Raw genomic sequence first — 15703 nt, 5'->3', positions numbered from 1 at the left:
CCCATGGCAAACGTGCAAAGCGGCAAAATGATCGTCGGTCTGGATATCGGCACATCCAAGGTGGTGGCGCTGGTCGGCGAGGTCGCGGACGATGGCACGCTGGAAATCGTCGGGATAGGTACGCACCCTTCCCGTGGCCTGAAAAAAGGCGTGGTGGTGAACATCGAGTCCACCGTGCAATCGATCCAGCGCGCAATCGAAGAAGCGCAGCTGATGGCCGGTTGCCGGATCCACTCGGCGTTCGTCGGCGTGGCGGGTAATCACATCCGCAGCCTGAACTCCCACGGCATCGTGGCGATTCGTGATCGCGAAGTCAGCTCCGCCGACCTCGAGCGGGTTCTTGACGCTGCCCAGGCCGTGGCGATCCCGGCTGACCAGCGTGTGCTGCACACCCTGCCTCAGGACTACGTGATCGATAACCAGGAAGGCGTACGTGAGCCCCTGGGTATGTCCGGCGTCCGTCTGGAAGCCAAGGTCCACGTGGTCACCTGCGCCGTCAACGCTGCTCAGAACATCGAGAAGTGCGTGCGTCGCTGCGGCCTGGAAATCGACGACATCATTCTCGAGCAACTGGCTTCGGCCTATTCGGTCCTGACCGACGACGAGAAAGAGCTGGGCGTGTGCCTGGTCGACATTGGCGGCGGCACCACCGACATCGCCATCTTCACCGAAGGTGCGATCCGTCACACCGCAGTGATCCCGATTGCGGGCGACCAGGTGACCAACGACATCGCCATGGCGTTGCGCACACCGACCCAGTACGCCGAAGAAATCAAGATCCGCTACGCCTGCGCCCTGGCCAAGCTGGCCGGTGCTGGCGAGACCATCAAGGTGCCAAGCGTTGGCGACCGGCCACCGCGCGAGCTGTCCCGCCAGGCCCTGGCCGAAGTGGTCGAGCCGCGTTACGACGAACTCTTCACCCTGATCCAGGCCGAGCTGCGTCGCAGCGGTTACGAAGACCTGATCCCGGCCGGCATCGTGCTGACCGGTGGCACCTCGAAAATGGAAGGCGCGGTCGAACTGGCCGAGGAAATTTTCCACATGCCGGTCCGCCTGGGCGTGCCGCATGGCGTCAAGGGCCTGGATGACGTGGTGCGCAACCCGATCTATTCCACTGGCGTTGGCCTGTTGATGTACGGCCTGCAAAAGCAGTCTGACGGGATTTCGTTCTCCGGCATCAGCAGCCGCGACGGCTATAGCAATGAAGAAGCCAAACCCGCTTTGCTCGATCGCATCAAGAGCTGGGTGCAGGGCAACTTCTAAAGAATTACCGCAGCACCGCAGTAAAAGCAGTAGGCGAAAAAACTAGAGAATGTAAAGGAGAGGGAAAATGTTCGAACTCGTAGACAACATCCCCGCAAGCCCGGTTATTAAAGTTATCGGTGTTGGCGGAGGCGGCGGCAACGCTGTCAACCATATGGCCAAGAGCAACATTGAAGGCGTCGAATTCATTTGCGCTAACACTGATGCCCAAGCGCTGAAAAGCGTCGGCGCGCGGACCATCCTGCAATTGGGCACAGCCGTGACCAAGGGCCTCGGCGCTGGCGCCAATCCGGAAGTCGGCCGTCAAGCCGCGCTGGAAGACCGCGAGCGTATTGCTGAAGTGCTGCAAGGCACCAACATGTTGTTCATCACCACCGGCATGGGCGGCGGTACCGGTACCGGTGCGGCCCCGATCATTGCCGAAGTGGCCAAGGAAATGGGGATTCTGACGGTTGCTGTCGTGACCCGTCCGTTCCCTTTCGAAGGCCGCAAGCGCATGCAGATCGCCGACGAAGGTATCCGTCTGCTGTCTGAAAGCGTCGACTCGTTGATCACCATCCCCAACGAGAAGCTGCTGACCATCCTCGGCAAGGACGCAAGCCTGTTGTCGGCTTTCGCCAAGGCTGACGATGTACTGGCGGGTGCCGTTCGCGGTATCTCCGACATCATCAAGCGTCCCGGCATGATCAACGTCGACTTTGCCGACGTACGTACCGTGATGAGCGAAATGGGCATGGCGATGATGGGCACTGGCTGCGCCAGCGGTCCGAACCGTGCACGCGAGGCCACCGAAGCGGCCATTCGCAACCCGTTGCTGGAAGACGTGAACCTGCAAGGTGCACGCGGCATCCTGGTGAACATCACCGCCGGTCCTGACCTGTCCCTGGGTGAGTACTCCGACGTGGGTAGCATCATCGAAGCCTTCGCTTCCGAGCACGCCATGGTCAAGGTCGGTACCGTTATCGATCCGGACATGCGCGACGAGCTGCACGTGACTGTAGTAGCGACCGGCCTGGGCGCGAAAATCGAGAAGCCGGTGAAGGTCATCGACAACACCATGCACACCTCCGTGACCTCGCAGCCACAGCAACACGCGCCCGCTCGTCAGGAAGCTCCTGCCGTGAACTACCGTGATCTGGACCGTCCGACCGTCATGCGCAACCAGGCCCAGGCCGGTGCAGCGACTGCCGCGAAGATGAATCCGCAAGATGACCTGGACTACCTGGACATCCCGGCCTTCCTGCGTCGTCAGGCCGATTGATGGAATGTATCAGGGCTATGAAGGTGATTGGTGTTCAGCAAAGGTCTGGTCTGCTATTATCGCCAGCCTTTGTTGATACCAGTTCGCAATTTGCGCTGAAGCGGCCCAAGCCATGATTAAACAACGCACACTGAAAAATATTATCCGTGCCACAGGTGTAGGCCTGCACTCCGGGGAGAAGGTATACCTGACCCTCAAGCCCGCACCTATCGACACCGGCATTGTGTTTTGTCGTGCCGATCTCGACCCTGTGGTGCAGATTCCTGCCCGCGCGGAAAACGTTGGTGAAACCACGATGTCGACCACGCTGGTCAGTGGTGACACCAAAGTGGATACGGTGGAGCACTTGCTCTCGGCCATGGCTGGCCTGGGCATCGATAACGCCTACGTCGAGCTCTCCGCGTCCGAAGTTCCAATCATGGATGGTAGCGCTGGACCTTTCGTATTCCTGATTCAGTCGGCTGGCCTGGAAGAACAGGACGCCGCCAAGAAATTCATCCGCATCCTGCGTGAAGTGACAGTGGAAGATGGCGACAAGCGCGCCACTTTCGTCCCTTTCGAAGGGTTCAAGGTGAGTTTCGAGATCGATTTCGATCACCCGGTTTTCCGTGACCGCACACAAAGTGCAAGCGTGGATTTTTCCAGCACTTCGTTTGTAAAAGAAGTCAGCCGCGCCCGTACCTTTGGTTTCATGAGTGATATCGAGTACCTGCGCAAGCACAACCTCGCACTCGGCGGCAGCGTTGAAAACGCTATTGTGGTCGACGCGGATGGCGTACTGAACGAAGACGGCCTTCGCTATGAAGACGAATTCGTGAAGCACAAGATCCTCGATGCTATTGGTGACCTCTACCTGCTGGGCAATAGCCTGATAGGTGAGTTCAAGGGCTTCAAGTCCGGGCATGCATTGAACAACCAACTGCTGCGCAAGTTGATTGAGCAGACAGATGCTTGGGAAGTCGTGACTTTCGAAGACGCCAGCACTGCACCGATCTCTTACATGCGTCCAGTTGCGGCCGTGTAAGTAAAAACCTCTCTAGTTTTTAAGGGCTGCCTTCGGGTGGCCTTTTTTTATGGCTCTTAACAAACATTTCGTTGCTTGATCCGGCGTCATCGCGAGCAGGCTCGCTCACACAATTAAACCGCGTCCTTCCCTGTGGGCGCGAGCCTGCTCGCGATGAGGCCTGACGGGGCAGCGAAACCATCAACTGCCTGCCACTACCCGATTGCGCCCCTGCTCCTTGGCCTGATACAGCGCCTTGTCCGCTGCAAACAGCAGTTGCTCCAGGGTCACATCCGTCTGGGTAGTCCAGGTGCTGATACCGATACTGACGGTCATGGGTAGCTCGTCTCCCTCCGTCTTCGGCAACTGTTGCACCGCCATCCGGATCTTTTCGGCAATCTGCCGGGCACCCGTGCTGTCAGTTTCCGCCAGGATCACCGAAAACTCCTCGCCACCGTAGCGCGCCACCAGGTCCGCAGGACGCCGTACATTGGCCGCGATTACCTTGGCGATCGTGCGCAAGGCCTCGTCACCGCCTTGATGCCCATGACGGTCATTGAAGGCCTTGAAGTGATCGGCGTCGATCATCAGCACCGACAGCGGCTGGCCTGAGCGTTGTGCGCGAAACCATTCGTGACGCAGGGTCAGGTCAAGGATCCGGCGGTTGGCGACCCCGGTCAGGGAATCGGTGGCGGCCAGTTGCGCCAGTTCCTGTTCGGCTTGATGGCGCAAACGCAGTTCCCGACACAGCAACCAGCTAAGCCACAGCAAGCCAATGCACAGCACGCCCGTAGCCCCGCTGATCACCAGCGCCGTGCGCCGCCAGGCGGCAAACACGTCGTTGCCGGACAGCGCGACGATGACCGTCAGCGGCAGATTACCAACCCGGGAAAAGGTATAGAGGCGTTGCCGGCCATCGATACTCGAAACGCTCTCGAAGCTGCCACTGCCTTCGCGCAGGATGCGCACGACATTGGGGCGGGTGGCGAAGCTCTTGCCGATCGAGTCATGCTCCAGGTAGGGCTTCTGCGCCAGGAGGATGCCTGCGTCGTCGATGATGTTCAGCGTGCTGTCGCTGCCGATGTACAGGCTGTTGAACAGCTGGTCGAAGTAGGTCAGGCGCATTGATGCCACGGCTACCCCCAGGAACTCCCCGGTCGACGAGGCAATACGACGGCTGAAGCTGATTCGCCATTCATTGCTGTCCTCGCAATCGCAGCGGGGCTTGAACGGGCGACTGATGTACATGCCGCTGCCGGTGTTGGTGACGTGGGCCTGAAAGTAGTCGCGGTCGGCGAAATTTCCTGGCCGGGGCTCTATCAGGGATGAGTCGGCGAGGACCTCGCCATGCTTGTCGAGTAGCAGGATATCGCCTTTGAATCGGGCCGTGGTGGAGCGGTCGAACAGCACCAGGTGGCGGATCTGCGGTGAGACCTGGCGCAGGTCGTCCCGTTGCGCGGCAGCGATCAGGCCTTGCAGGGTCATGTCGTAGAGCTCGACGGTGCGCAACACGTCGGCATCGATGAGTTGCGCAATGGTGGTTGCGCTGCGGGTGGCGGTCTCCTTCGCTCCGGCATGTTCGCGGATCAGCAGGAAGGTGACGATGCCGAGAATCGCGATGACCGTCAGGGTGCTGCCGAGGATCACCATGAGTTCAGGTCGACCGGTCTTGCCTGAAAATTGAGGGAGGCGACTGGCGGTCATGGGCATGAGGTCTGCGTGAACTTCGGTTGGGCATTTGTAGGAGCTAGCTTGCTCGCGAAGAACGTCGAGGCATCGCGTTGTTCCAGACAGCCTGCGTTATCGTTAACGTTTTTCGCGAGCGAGCTCGCTCCTACAGAGTTAAGCAGGTAGTGGACCGTTTTGCCTATCGTTGCACTTATTGCAAGAATTGGCAGGCGAAAAAAAGCCGCTGATAGCAGCGGCTTGAAGACAACTTTTCAAAGGGAAGAGCCGATGAAAAGTGTCGAGGGAAATAGAATTCTGCAGCGGGTCAGCTGTCTTTCCCGGCCTCGGGCTGGGCGTGGAGCGTCGATGCTTGCGGGGTCTGGCCAGCGTCCTGAGCCTTGGCCGTCATCTCACCCTGATAGGCTTCGAACGCCGCAGCGCGTTCAGCGTTGCGGGTGGCGAAGGTCAGGGACTCTTCAGCCATGGCGAGTGGGGAAAGGAACAATGAGGACAAAACGAAAGCGCTGGCAATACCCATGGAGTTGGACATCTTTAAAACCTTCTTGCTTGGCAAGTGCTGTTTGGTGGCGCAAAGATAAGGCTGAACGGGGAGGGGAAAAAGAGTGGATTCGTGAAAGGACTGTTGCGTATTTGGCAAAAATAGGCCGTTGCTTGGCGTGTGCCTGTTACCGCCGGAGTGCGGGGGCCCGCATCGCGAGCAGGCTCGTTCCCACAATTGATTTCAAAGTGTTGGGGAAAATCCCTGTGGGAGTGCCCCTGCTCGCGATTGCGGCGGCCCAGGCCATACATTTTCAGCGGGAAGAACCCTGCTGGCGTATCAGATGGGCAGGTGAATCCCGAACGTATTCACGCCCTCATCACTGCGCGCAAACACATCCCCGCCATGCATCAGGGCAATGGCCTTGACGATCGCCAGCCCCAAGCCATGGTTGTTCCCGCTGTTGCTGCGCGAAGCATCAACCCGGTAGAAGCGCTCGAACAGGCGCGGCAGGTGCTCGCTGGCGATCGGCGCGCCCGGGTTGGCCACGCCAATGCTGACCTGATGAGCCTGGGCTTCGATGCGCACAAGGATCACCTGCCCGGGCTCCGTGTGCTGCACGGCATTACTCAACAAGTTGATGAGCGCCCGGCGCAGGTGTGCGATCTCGATTCGCACCTGCGCGTCGCCGCTGACCTGGACCTCAACCTGAGCGTCCTCGAGGATGAAATCCAGGTACTCCAGGGTGGTCGCCACTTCACCCGCCAGCGAGGTCGAAGTCAGTTTGGTGGCCTTGCTGCCCTGGTCGGCACTGGCCAGGAACAACATGTCGTTGATGATCGAGCGCAGTCGCTCCAGTTCCTCGAGGTTCGATTGCAGCACTTCGAAGTAATGTTCCGCCGACCTTCCGCGAGTCAGCGCGACCTGGGTCTGGCCGATCAGGTTGGTCAGTGGCGAGCGCAATTCATGGGCCACGTCGGCATTGAAGGACTCAAGGCGTGAGTAGGCCTGCTCGACCCGCTCCAGCGTCGAATTGAATGAGCTGACGAACTGGTTCAGCTCCGGCGGCAGCGGCGACAGTTGCAACCGGGCGGATAGAAGTGGCGGCGCCAGGCGTTGGGCTTCCTGGGATAATTTGATCAGGGGTTTGAGGCCGATGCGTGCCACCCAATAGCCAAGCGCAGAAGCCAGCAGCACGCCAACGATCGCCAGGCTGATCAGCGCGATCAGCAAGTGGTGCTGCGTCTGGAAAAAGGTTTCGGTGTCGATGCCGATCATGAAGCGCAGCGCGGGACGCTGGTCCTTGGCGGGAAACTGACTGACCAGCACCTTGAGTGGATAAGGCTGGTCCGGCAGCTTCAGGTCGCGCATGCCCAGGGGGCCTTGGGCAAAGGCGCGGATCCGGGGCGTGAGCTCGCCGTATTCATAGTGGGGATCGCCGCTGATGATCCAGAAGCGTATGCGCTTGTCTTCCTCGCCCAGCAGCTTGAGCTTGTTGTTGATCTTCACCCAGTGCTCGGGCGTGCCGTAACGTCCGACGGTGGATTCGAGCACGCTGTAGCGCGCATCCAGTTCGGCTTCGGGCAGCAGGCCCAGGCCCTTGTCGACCTGCTGGTACAAGGCCCCGCCAATCAACAGGAACACCAGCAACGCCACCAGCGTGAACATGCCACTGAGGCGCAGGGCGATCGAGTTACTGGACACTACGGCTCTCCAGCACGTAGCCCATGCCGCGAATGGTGTGCAGCAATTTCTCGTCGAAAGGCCCGTCGAGTTTGGCGCGCAGACGCTTGATCGCGACCTCGACGACGTTCGCATCGCTGTCGAAATTAATGTCCCAGACCATCTCGGCGATCGCGGTCTTCGAGAGAATTTCCCCTTGGCGACGGGCCAGTACGCTCAGCAGCGAGAACTCCTTGGCGGTCAGGTCCAGGCGGGTTCCGGCCCGGGTCGCCTTGCGGCTGATCAGGTCGATCCACAAGTCGGCGATGCTCACCTGCACGGGTTCATGTCCGCCACTGCGGCGGGTCAGCGCTTGCAGGCGCGCGACCAGTTCGAGGAAGGAGAACGGCTTGCCCAGGTAGTCGTCGGCACCATCGCGCAAGCCCTTGATGCGGTCTTCGACTCGCTCGCGGGCGGTCAGCATGATCACCGGGGTTTGCTTGCGCGCACGCAGCGCCCGCAGGACGCCAAAGCCGTCGAGGCCCGGCAGCATGACGTCGAGGACGATCACCGCATAGTCACTTTCCAGCGCCATGTGCAGGCCTTCCACGCCTTCGCGCGCCAGGTCCACGGTGTAGCCTTGTTCCGTCAGGCCGCGGTGCAGGTAGTCGGCGGTTTTTTCTTCGTCTTCGATAATCAGGACGCGCATGACCCCGCCTCAGTCTGTGGTCGCCAGCGCCGCTAGCGGGGCTGGTTCAGGTCGATGGAATAGCCGCTCCAGCCACAAGTATATGACCGGTGTGGTGAACAGCGTCAGCGCCTGGCTCACCAGCAGGCCACCGACCACCGCGATCCCCAGTGGCTGGCGCAGTTCGGCGCCGGTGCCGTAGCCGAGCATCAACGGCAAGGCGCCCAGCAGTGCGGCGAGGGTGGTCATGATGATCGGCCGGAACCGCGTGATACAGGCTTCATAGATGGCTTCTTGCGGTGTCAGGCCACGGTTGCGCTGGGCATCGAGGGCAAAATCAATCATCAGGATACCGTTTTTCTTCACGATGCCGATCAGCAGTACCAGGCCGATCAGCGCCATGATCGAAAAGTCCTGCCCGCAGATCCACAGCATGATCACGGCCCCGAGCCCCGCCGATGGCAGCGTCGAGATAATGGTCAGCGGGTGGACAAAGCTCTCGTAGAGCACGCCGAGGATGATGTACACGGCCACCAGCGCCGCCAGGATCAGCCACGGCTGGCTGGCCAGCGAACTCTGGAAGGCCTGGGCTGCGCCCTGGAAATTACCGCTCATGGCGGCCGGCATGCCGATCTCGGCCTTGGCCTGGTTGAGCATGATCACTGCATCGCCCAAGGCCACGCCGGGGGCCAGGTTGAATGACAGGTTGGCGGCCGGGAACATGCCATCGTGGGCAATGGACAGCGGGCCCACCGTTGGCGCATCGAATCGGGCGAGGGCCGAAAGGGGCACCATTTCCCCGCTCAATGGCGAGCGCAGATAGAAATAGTTGAGGCTTTCTGCTTTGCCGCGTTGCCGGGTGTCCAGCTCCAGAATGACGTTGTACTGGTTGATCTGGGTCTGAAATTCGTTGATCTGGCGCTGGCCGAAGGCGTCGTACAGCGCTTCGTCGACATCGCTTGCGGTCAGGCCGAAACGCGCGGCGGCGCTGCGGTCGATGCTGATGTGGGTGATGCTGCCGCCCAGTTGCAGGTCGTTGGAGATGTCGCGGAACGCCGGATTGCTGCGCAGCTTGTCGGTCAGGCGCTGGGTCCAGGTGCTGAGCGTCGCGCCGTCGTTGCTCTTGAGCACGTATTGATACTGCGCGCGGCTGGGGCCGGAGCTCAGGTTGATGTCCTGGCCGGCACGCAGGTACAGCACGATGCCGGGGACTTTCATCAATTGCGGACGAATCCGGTCGATGAACTCGCTGGCCGAGACATCACGGTCGCCGCGTTTTTTCAGGGATATCCAGAACCGGCCGTTGGCGATGGTCTGGTTGCTGCCCGACACGCCGACCGAATGGGAGAACGCCTGCACGGCCGGGTCGGCGGCGACAATCTCGGCCATGGCCAGGTGTTTTTTCACCATGTCACCGTAGGAAATATCCGCAGCGGCTTCGGTGGTGCCCAGGACGAACCCGGTGTCCTGCACCGGAAAGAAACCCTTGGGAATGAATATGTAGCCGGCAATGGCCAGGCCCAACGAAACGCCGAACACCCCGATCATCAGCTTCTGGTGCGCCAGGGCACGACGCAAGCCTTTTTCGTACCACCCCAGCAGGCGTTCGCCGAACCCCGGCTTGCGGTTGGCATGATGCACCGGCGCACGCATGAACAGCGCGGCCAGGGTCGGCGCGAGGGTCAGCGACACTACGACCGAAATCATGATGGTAGCGGTGGCGGTCAGGGCGAACTCCTTGAACAGCCGCCCGACCACGCCGCCCATGAACAGCAGCGGGATGAACGCCGCCACCAGCGAGAAGCTGATCGAGACCACGGTGAAACCGATCTCGCCCGCACCTTTGATCGCCGCCTCGCGCATGCCATCGCCGGCCTCCAGGTGACGGTGGATGTTCTCCACCACCACAATCGCATCGTCGACCACAAACCCCACGGCCACCACGATGGCAACCAGGGTCAGGTTATTCAGGCTGAAGCCCATGATGTACATCAGGGCGAAACTGGCGACCAGCGAAACCCCCAGTACCGCCGAGACGATCAGCGTTGCGGAGAGCTGGCGCAGGAACAGCGCCATGACCGCGACGACCAGGGCGATTGCGATCAGCAGGGTAATTTCCACCTCGTGCAGCGACGCACGGATGGTCTGCGTGCGGTCGATCAGCACCTTGACCTGGACCGAGGCCGGCAACATGGCCTCCAGGCCGGGCAACGCGGCCTGGATGCGGTCGACTGTTTCGACAATGTTGGCCCCCGGCTGGCGCGAGATCACCAGGTTCACCCCGGGTTGATCACCGGCCCAGGCTTGCACGTAGGCATCTTCCGAACCGTTGACGACTTTGGCCACGTCCTTGAGATGAACCGGGGCACCGTCCTTGTAGGAAACAATGAGTTGGCCGTATTCCTCGGGGTGGAACAACTGATCGTTGGTTGACAGGGTCGAGATGCTTGATTCTCCGTACAGCGCACCCTTGGCCAGGTTGAGGCTGGTCTGCTGAATGGCCACGCGGATGTCGGCCAGGGTCAGGCCGATCGCTGCGAGCTTGTCTGCGGAAGCCTGGACGCGGATGGCCGGACGCTGCTGACCGGTAATATTGATTTGGCCTACGCCGTCGATCTGACTGATCTGCCGCGCCAGCAGGGTTTCCACCAGATCGCTGAGTTCCGGGCCGGGCAGCAGGGTCGAATTGATGCTGAGGATCAGCACCGGGCTGTCGGCCGGGTTGACCTTGCGCCAGGTTGGCAGGTTAGGCATGTCCTTGGGCAGTTTGCCTGAGGCCGTGTTGATCGCCGCCTGCACTTCCTGGGCGGCGGTGTCGATGCTTTTGTCGAGGGTGAACTGCAGGGTCAGGTTGGTCGAGCCCAGGGCGCTGCTCGAGGTCATCTGGGTCACGCCGGGGATGGCGCTGAATTGCACTTCAAGCGGCGTGGCCACCGATGAAGCCATGGTTTCCGGGCTGGCCCCGGGCAATTGCGCAGCCACCTGGATGGTGGGGAATTCGGCTTCCGGCAGGGGCGCGATCGGCAATTTCGGGAACGCGATCACCCCGAGCAGCACCAGGGCGAACGTCAGCAGGATCGTCGCGACCGGATGATCGATGCACCAGGCGGAAACCGAACCGCGGCCTTTCATGACTTGGGCTCCGACTGCACGACCTGCGGCGGCTCGGTCAGCACCTGCACCGTGGAGCCGGGCTTGAGCCGGGATTGACCGTCACTGACCAGTACATCGCCGGGCTTCACGCCCTTGATAATGTCCTGCCCGCTGCCTTGATACACCATCTGCACAGGGACGATTTCAACCTTGTCACCCTTGACCCGGTAGACGAAATGTTGATCAAGCCCGCGCTGTACGACCGTGGGTGGAACCACCAGCGCGGCTTTATCCAGGGCTGTCTGAATTTTTACCGTCACCAGCAGGCCGGGCCAGAGTTTTTGCCCGGGATTGTTGAATTCGGCCTTGGCGCGGATGGTCCCGGTGTTCGCATTGATCTGGTTGTCGATCAGCGTCAGATGCCCCTCGCCCAGCAGGTTGCCGGTCTCGCCGTCGGTGTCGGCACCGATGTAGGCTGATACCTGCGCATGCTCGGGGTCGTTGATCAGGCCTTGCAGGGTCGGCAGCATTTGCTGGGGCAGGGAAAACTCCACGGCAATCGGGTCGATCTGGGTCACCGTGAACAGCCCCTGCGTATCGGTCATGCGCAGGACATTGCCTTCGTCTACCGTGCGAATACCCACTCGCCCGGTGACCGGGGAGCGAATCTGCGTGTAGGAAAGTTGTACTTGCGCCGCATCGATCGAGGCCTGGTTGCCTTGGGCCGTGGCCTTGAGCTGGTTGACCAGCGCCTGCTGCTGATCATAGGTCTGCTTCGACACGCCATCGTCGACGCTGAGCAATTTGTAGCGCTTGAGGTTGACCAGTGCCACCTGCAACTGCGCCTGGCTTTCACCCAATTGCGCGCGGGCCTGATCAAGGTTGGCGCGAATCGTGCGGTCATCGATGGTGGCGAGCAGGTCGCCTGCTTTCACCAATTGTCCTTCCTTGACCAGCAATTTGGTGAGCACACCATCGATCTGCGGACGCACCACCACACTGTGCAGGGACAGCACTGAACCAATGCCGCTGACAAAGCGCGGAACATCTTTTTCAGCGACGTTCACTACGCGAACGGGAATGGCGTTCGGCGTGGCCAGTTTCGCCGTGGCTGGCTTGCTCAGGTACCAGATGCCCAGCGCAATCAGCGCGATCAGAAGGGTGGCGAGCAGGGCGGTCTTTTTCTGGATTCGCATGCGAGTGGGGCGCCGGGCAGAAGATCGAAATGGGAGGGAGATTTATACCTCCCTTATAGCCCTGTTACACCGTCAGCAAAGTGACTGCCAACTGACAGCGCTGTCAGTTTGGCTGCCAAGGCTGTAAGAGGCACCGTCACCTACCCGTAGGCAGCGGTTGTCAGCAGGCGTTGAAAATTCTTGCAGTGCCGACCGAAGGTGCGCGTGCGTGGGTCGGCCGGGCAGGTATACTGCCGCCTTTCGCGGCTCGCTGACCGGGCCCGACTCTTTTGCATCACCCGGAGCTTTCATGACTTCCCCGACACAACCGCCGGTTGCCGACGCTTCGAGCGACGCCTCGGCAGACCTGCCAGACAGCGTCGACTCCAACGCAGACAGCGAAACCAAAACTGCAATCCCGGCCTTCAAGTTCCCGTTCAAGCCAGGTGAGCTGGCTGCGACAAAAAACGCCAGCCAGCCCTGGTACAAGAATGGCGCGAAGAATGGCCACACCAAGACCCCAGGCGCTGCGCCTCCGGGTACCCGTCGTTCGATGGGTAAGCGCTAGGCTTCTGGATAATTGCTGATGGGTGCACTGCCATCGCGAGCAGGCTCGTTCCCACAGGGGCGGGCTTGGCCGCGATAGGTGTTCAGATCAGGCCGACCGCAACGAAATAAACGCATAGTTTTGCGCTGCCTCGCTGGTTACCTCGGCACCGGCGGCTTGCACCTGGCCGGCGATGTCGTCGCCTGACACATGGAACAGCCACTCACTGGCCCATTCCGGCAGCGTCTGGCCGGCCAGCTCATCGAAGATCGTGGCAAATTCCGCCATATCCGGCAGGTACGCGGTGAACCCGTCGCCCTTCAACGCCGTGGTGCGAATGCCCAATAGCGCGCACATCGCATCCTTGACCAGCACGTCGTCGCGGTCCGCCTGGCGGGAGCGCTGGATCAGCTCGGCCAGTGGCTGATCGACCAGGGTGCCGCCGACGATCAGGTCCGGGCCGCTTTCCCACGATTGTGGCGGGCATTCCTTCACCGCGATGTCGAGCGGAATGTGCGGATTGATCTCCATGGGGTAGATGCGGCAGACCAACGGGCGGCGGTCATAGATGCGACACAGGTTGTCTTCGTCAAGATTCCGGCAGCGACCCTGGTTGTAGGCGGCAAAGGTAATGGCCACGAAGGCCTCGGTTTCGCCGCTGCTGACCTGCACCGAGCGACGCTCGGCATGTTCGCGTTGCTGCACTGGCAGGCCCAGGCCATTAGCGAGAAAACCCTCGACCAGCACGATCACCTGACCGCCGTCAGCGGCCCACATGCGGGCTTCATCCAGGGTCAGGGGGACATGGTGATCGGTGCAGCATTTGCCACAACCTACGCAGGAAAACGTCGTATTCATTGAGCAGTCAGTCGCATCCGAAGGCAGTCAAGCGGTGACGGAAAATCACCACGCAGGCCTGCCTGGAAGCAAGTTATGCGCCATTCACCGGTTTTTGGCCGGCGGGCGGATGGAATCCCACTCGGTGACATAGGCTGTTTTGCTTTTCTTGTTGTAGAGGCACAGCTCGGTGCCTTGCTGGCCTTTCATGTGTTTTTGCGGGTACTGGCCTTGCAGCAGCAGTGCGGTGTACTCGACCCGGTCATCGAATTGAGCGGCGTTGCCAACCGGTTTGGCGTTCTTCAGGCCGCTCGCCTTGGTGCAACTGGTGAGCACAGCCTTGTCGAAGGCGGCCCAGGCGTCGGAGCTGGAAGCCTGGGGCCTGGGTGGCGAGGGCGCCGAGGCAGATGAAGGTCAGGGTGATTGCTTTCATGGGTTCCGGGATCCTGGGGCATGGGTTGTCCGAAGTTGGAGTATGCCTCCACAGGATAAGTTTGCCCGACCGCCAAAAGATCGCAGCCTTCGGCAGCTCCTACAGGGTCGACCGCGTTCGTCTGCAGGAGCTCCCGCAGGCTGCGATCCTGGCGATATCAGGCAGGTACCGGTTCGCGCCGAACCACATACATCCCGACATGCTCATACAACCGCTGCGCCCTCAGGTTGTCTTCCAGCACCTTCAAATCGACAAATCCTTCGCGCCGACACTGGAATATGTTGAAAGCATGGAGCAGCAGTGCCCGGCCTAAACCTCGGCCTTGGGCCCGCGGATGCACCACCAGGTTTTTGATGTAGGCACTCGTCCAGCACTGGCAGACACCCACAATCCCTTCATCGTCCAGCGCGATGAAGCACAGGGACGGGTCGTACTCGGGGTCGGTTTCAAAGCGCCTTTGCCAGGTGTCCAGGGCCGGCACGCGACCGCCACCGTGCAGATAACCCTGTTCCATCAAGCGATGAACGGCTTCAGCCAGGTCCGGGCGGTACTCGCAGAGGACAATACCCTGCGGCCAAGTGATCGCAGGCACCGCTGCAGCGAGGTTGCGCCGCATCAGAAAACAGAAATCCTTGCTCACACCTTAATGACCCTGTTCTGCAACGGTCTTGGCGGCTTCGATCAGGCACTTGGTCAGTTCCGGCGAGGAGAACTTGGTCAATACGGCGTTGGCGCCGGCAAGACGAGCCTTTTCGCTGTTCATCGCACTGTCCAGAGACGTGTGGAGCAACACATAGAGGTGGGAGAAATCCGGGGTTTCACGCAAGGTCCGGGTAAAGGCATAGCCGTCCATCTCCGACATTTCGATGTCTGAAACGATCAGGTTGATCTGCTGTTCGGTGCCTTGCAAGTCCAGCAGGCAATCGATGGCCTCCTTGGCGCTGCGGGCGGTGTGGCATTGCAGGCCGAGGTTGCGCAGGGTGTGCACCGATTGCTGCAATGCGGTCTGGCTGTCATCGACCACCAGGATCCGCGCGTTGCCGAGTATGTCGGCGTCTTCCATGCTGAGTTCGGTCGGTGCCGATTCGATCTGGGCCGGGGCAATGCCGTGGATGACCTTTTCGATATCCAGCACCTGCACCAGCGTGCCATCGACCGAGGTGACCCCGGTGATGTACGAGCGCGAGCCGCCAGAGCCGTAGGGCGGTGGGCGGATATCGGTGGTCAGGCAGTGGACGATCTTGCTCACTGCCTGCACGTGCAGGCCCTGTTTGGAGCGGCTCACATCGGTGACGATCAGGCAGCCACCGTTGGGGTCTTCCAGCGGTCGTTCGCCAATGGCACGGCTGAGGTCAATCACCGACAACGACATTCCGCGCAGGCTGGCGATGCCTTTGACGTGGGGGTGTGACTCCGGCATTTTGGTCAGCGGCGGGCAGGGGATGATTTCACTGACTTTCAGCAGGTTAATCGCCATCAGCTTGCCGCTGCGCAAGGTAAATAGCAGAAGCGAGAGTGAGTCTGCGCGGGCTTTGGTGGAGGACATAAAAACCTTCTGTGGAGAAAGGTGATGG

General features: G+C 60.7%; 13 protein-coding genes and 1 pseudogene. 4 read left to right on the top strand and 10 right to left on the bottom strand.

Annotated elements, in window-relative coordinates; genetic code table 11:
* Positions 1 to 3 precede the first annotated feature (3 nt).
* The 3 genes from ftsA to lpxC all read left to right on the top strand — a co-directional run bounded on the left by ftsA (position 4) and on the right by lpxC (position 3548).
* A complete protein-coding gene (ftsA, locus tag AAEZ09_RS14610) occupies positions 4 to 1263 on the top strand; it encodes a cell division protein FtsA (RefSeq protein ID WP_045059294.1) in 1260 nt (419 codons plus the stop codon).
* A 67-nt stretch (positions 1264 to 1330) separates the two neighbouring features.
* A complete protein-coding gene (ftsZ, locus tag AAEZ09_RS14605; RefSeq protein ID WP_045059295.1) occupies positions 1331 to 2524 on the top strand; it encodes a cell division protein FtsZ in 1194 nt (397 codons plus the stop codon).
* 112 nt (positions 2525 to 2636) lie between these two features.
* On the top strand, positions 2637 to 3548 hold the full coding sequence (gene lpxC, locus AAEZ09_RS14600) for a UDP-3-O-acyl-N-acetylglucosamine deacetylase (RefSeq protein WP_045059296.1): 912 nt from the start codon (positions 2637 to 2639) through the stop codon (positions 3546 to 3548).
* A gap of 180 nt (positions 3549 to 3728) precedes the next feature.
* On the opposite strand, the gene AAEZ09_RS14595 is transcribed toward lpxC, so the two are convergent.
* The 6 genes from AAEZ09_RS14595 to AAEZ09_RS14570 form a co-directional block, all read right to left on the bottom strand.
* A complete protein-coding gene (locus AAEZ09_RS14595; RefSeq protein ID WP_205891612.1) occupies positions 3729 to 5231 on the bottom strand; it encodes a sensor domain-containing diguanylate cyclase in 1503 nt (500 codons plus the stop codon).
* A 289-nt stretch (positions 5232 to 5520) separates the two neighbouring features.
* Positions 5521 to 5745, bottom strand: coding sequence for a hypothetical protein (locus AAEZ09_RS14590; protein ID WP_045059297.1), 225 nt, complete (start codon positions 5743 to 5745; stop codon positions 5521 to 5523).
* Positions 5746 to 6033: 288 nt separating this feature from the next.
* Positions 6034 to 7398: a heavy metal sensor histidine kinase gene (locus AAEZ09_RS14585; protein WP_205891613.1), complete on the bottom strand. Its 1365-nt coding sequence runs from the start codon at positions 7396 to 7398 to the stop codon at positions 6034 to 6036.
* Complete coding sequence (locus AAEZ09_RS14580) at positions 7388 to 8065, bottom strand: heavy metal response regulator transcription factor (protein ID WP_350599856.1); 678 nt, start codon at positions 8063 to 8065, stop codon at positions 7388 to 7390. Before AAEZ09_RS14580 ends, AAEZ09_RS14585 begins: the two co-directional genes overlap by 11 nt.
* 9 nt (positions 8066 to 8074) lie before the next feature.
* Positions 8075 to 11176, bottom strand: a complete 3102-nt coding sequence (locus tag AAEZ09_RS14575) for a multidrug efflux RND transporter permease subunit (protein WP_350599854.1) — start codon at positions 11174 to 11176, stop codon at positions 8075 to 8077.
* Entirely contained in the window at positions 11173 to 12333 is a 1161-nt protein-coding gene (locus AAEZ09_RS14570; RefSeq protein WP_045059301.1) for an efflux RND transporter periplasmic adaptor subunit, read from the bottom strand. The genes AAEZ09_RS14575 and AAEZ09_RS14570 overlap by 4 nt, the downstream gene beginning before the upstream one ends.
* A gap of 289 nt (positions 12334 to 12622) precedes the next feature.
* On the opposite strand from AAEZ09_RS14570, the gene AAEZ09_RS14565 reads away from it, so the two are divergent.
* Positions 12623 to 12880, top strand: a complete 258-nt coding sequence (locus AAEZ09_RS14565) for a hypothetical protein (RefSeq protein WP_045059302.1) — start codon at positions 12623 to 12625, stop codon at positions 12878 to 12880.
* Between the two features lie 87 nt (positions 12881 to 12967).
* Here the strand turns inward: AAEZ09_RS14565 and AAEZ09_RS14560 are convergent, their stop codons facing one another.
* From AAEZ09_RS14560 to AAEZ09_RS14545, 4 genes and pseudogenes are all read right to left on the bottom strand, one after another.
* Entirely contained in the window at positions 12968 to 13717 is a 750-nt protein-coding gene (locus AAEZ09_RS14560) for a YkgJ family cysteine cluster protein (protein WP_045059303.1), read from the bottom strand.
* Positions 13718 to 13801: 84 nt separating this feature from the next.
* Positions 13802 to 14129 (bottom strand): annotated as a pseudogene (locus tag AAEZ09_RS14555) (hypothetical protein).
* 157 nt (positions 14130 to 14286) lie between these two features.
* Positions 14287 to 14745 carry a GNAT family N-acetyltransferase gene (locus AAEZ09_RS14550; RefSeq protein ID WP_350599853.1) on the bottom strand — a complete coding sequence of 153 codons (459 nt, stop codon included), beginning with the start codon at positions 14743 to 14745 and terminating at the stop codon, positions 14287 to 14289.
* 27 nt (positions 14746 to 14772) lie between these two features.
* Positions 14773 to 15675: a chemotaxis protein CheV gene (locus AAEZ09_RS14545; protein ID WP_045059306.1), complete on the bottom strand. Its 903-nt coding sequence runs from the start codon at positions 15673 to 15675 to the stop codon at positions 14773 to 14775.
* Between the last annotated feature and the right edge of the window lie 28 nt (positions 15676 to 15703).

This window comes from Pseudomonas sp. 65/3-MNA-CIBAN-0223, from assembly GCF_040310425.1.
Taxonomy (GTDB): domain Bacteria; phylum Pseudomonadota; class Gammaproteobacteria; order Pseudomonadales; family Pseudomonadaceae; genus Aquipseudomonas; species Aquipseudomonas gregormendelii.
This window is presented reverse-complemented; position numbering and strand designations above follow the sequence as displayed.

What these genes read in the sequence shown, in the direction of transcription:
- ftsA (WP_045059294.1), top strand. Translation starts at nt 4, where the DNA reads ATGGCAAACGTGCAAAGCGGCAAAATGATCGTCGGTCTGGATATCGGC.
- ftsZ (WP_045059295.1), top strand. Translation starts at nt 1,331, where the DNA reads ATGTTCGAACTCGTAGACAACATCCCCGCAAGCCCGGTTATTAAAGTT.
- lpxC (WP_045059296.1), top strand. Translation starts at nt 2,637, where the DNA reads ATGATTAAACAACGCACACTGAAAAATATTATCCGTGCCACAGGTGTA.
- AAEZ09_RS14595 (WP_205891612.1), bottom strand. Translation starts at nt 5,231, where the DNA reads ATGACCGCCAGTCGCCTCCCTCAATTTTCAGGCAAGACCGGTCGACCT.
- AAEZ09_RS14590 (WP_045059297.1), bottom strand. Translation starts at nt 5,745, where the DNA reads ATGTCCAACTCCATGGGTATTGCCAGCGCTTTCGTTTTGTCCTCATTG.
- AAEZ09_RS14580 (WP_350599856.1), bottom strand. Translation starts at nt 8,065, where the DNA reads ATGCGCGTCCTGATTATCGAAGACGAAGAAAAAACCGCCGACTACCTG.
- AAEZ09_RS14575 (WP_350599854.1), bottom strand. Translation starts at nt 11,176, where the DNA reads ATGAAAGGCCGCGGTTCGGTTTCCGCCTGGTGCATCGATCATCCGGTC.
- AAEZ09_RS14570 (WP_045059301.1), bottom strand. Translation starts at nt 12,333, where the DNA reads ATGCGAATCCAGAAAAAGACCGCCCTGCTCGCCACCCTTCTGATCGCG.
- AAEZ09_RS14565 (WP_045059302.1), top strand. Translation starts at nt 12,623, where the DNA reads ATGACTTCCCCGACACAACCGCCGGTTGCCGACGCTTCGAGCGACGCC.
- AAEZ09_RS14560 (WP_045059303.1), bottom strand. Translation starts at nt 13,717, where the DNA reads ATGAATACGACGTTTTCCTGCGTAGGTTGTGGCAAATGCTGCACCGAT.
- AAEZ09_RS14550 (WP_350599853.1), bottom strand. Translation starts at nt 14,745, where the DNA reads ATGCGGCGCAACCTCGCTGCAGCGGTGCCTGCGATCACTTGGCCGCAG.
- AAEZ09_RS14545 (WP_045059306.1), bottom strand. Translation starts at nt 15,675, where the DNA reads ATGTCCTCCACCAAAGCCCGCGCAGACTCACTCTCGCTTCTGCTATTT.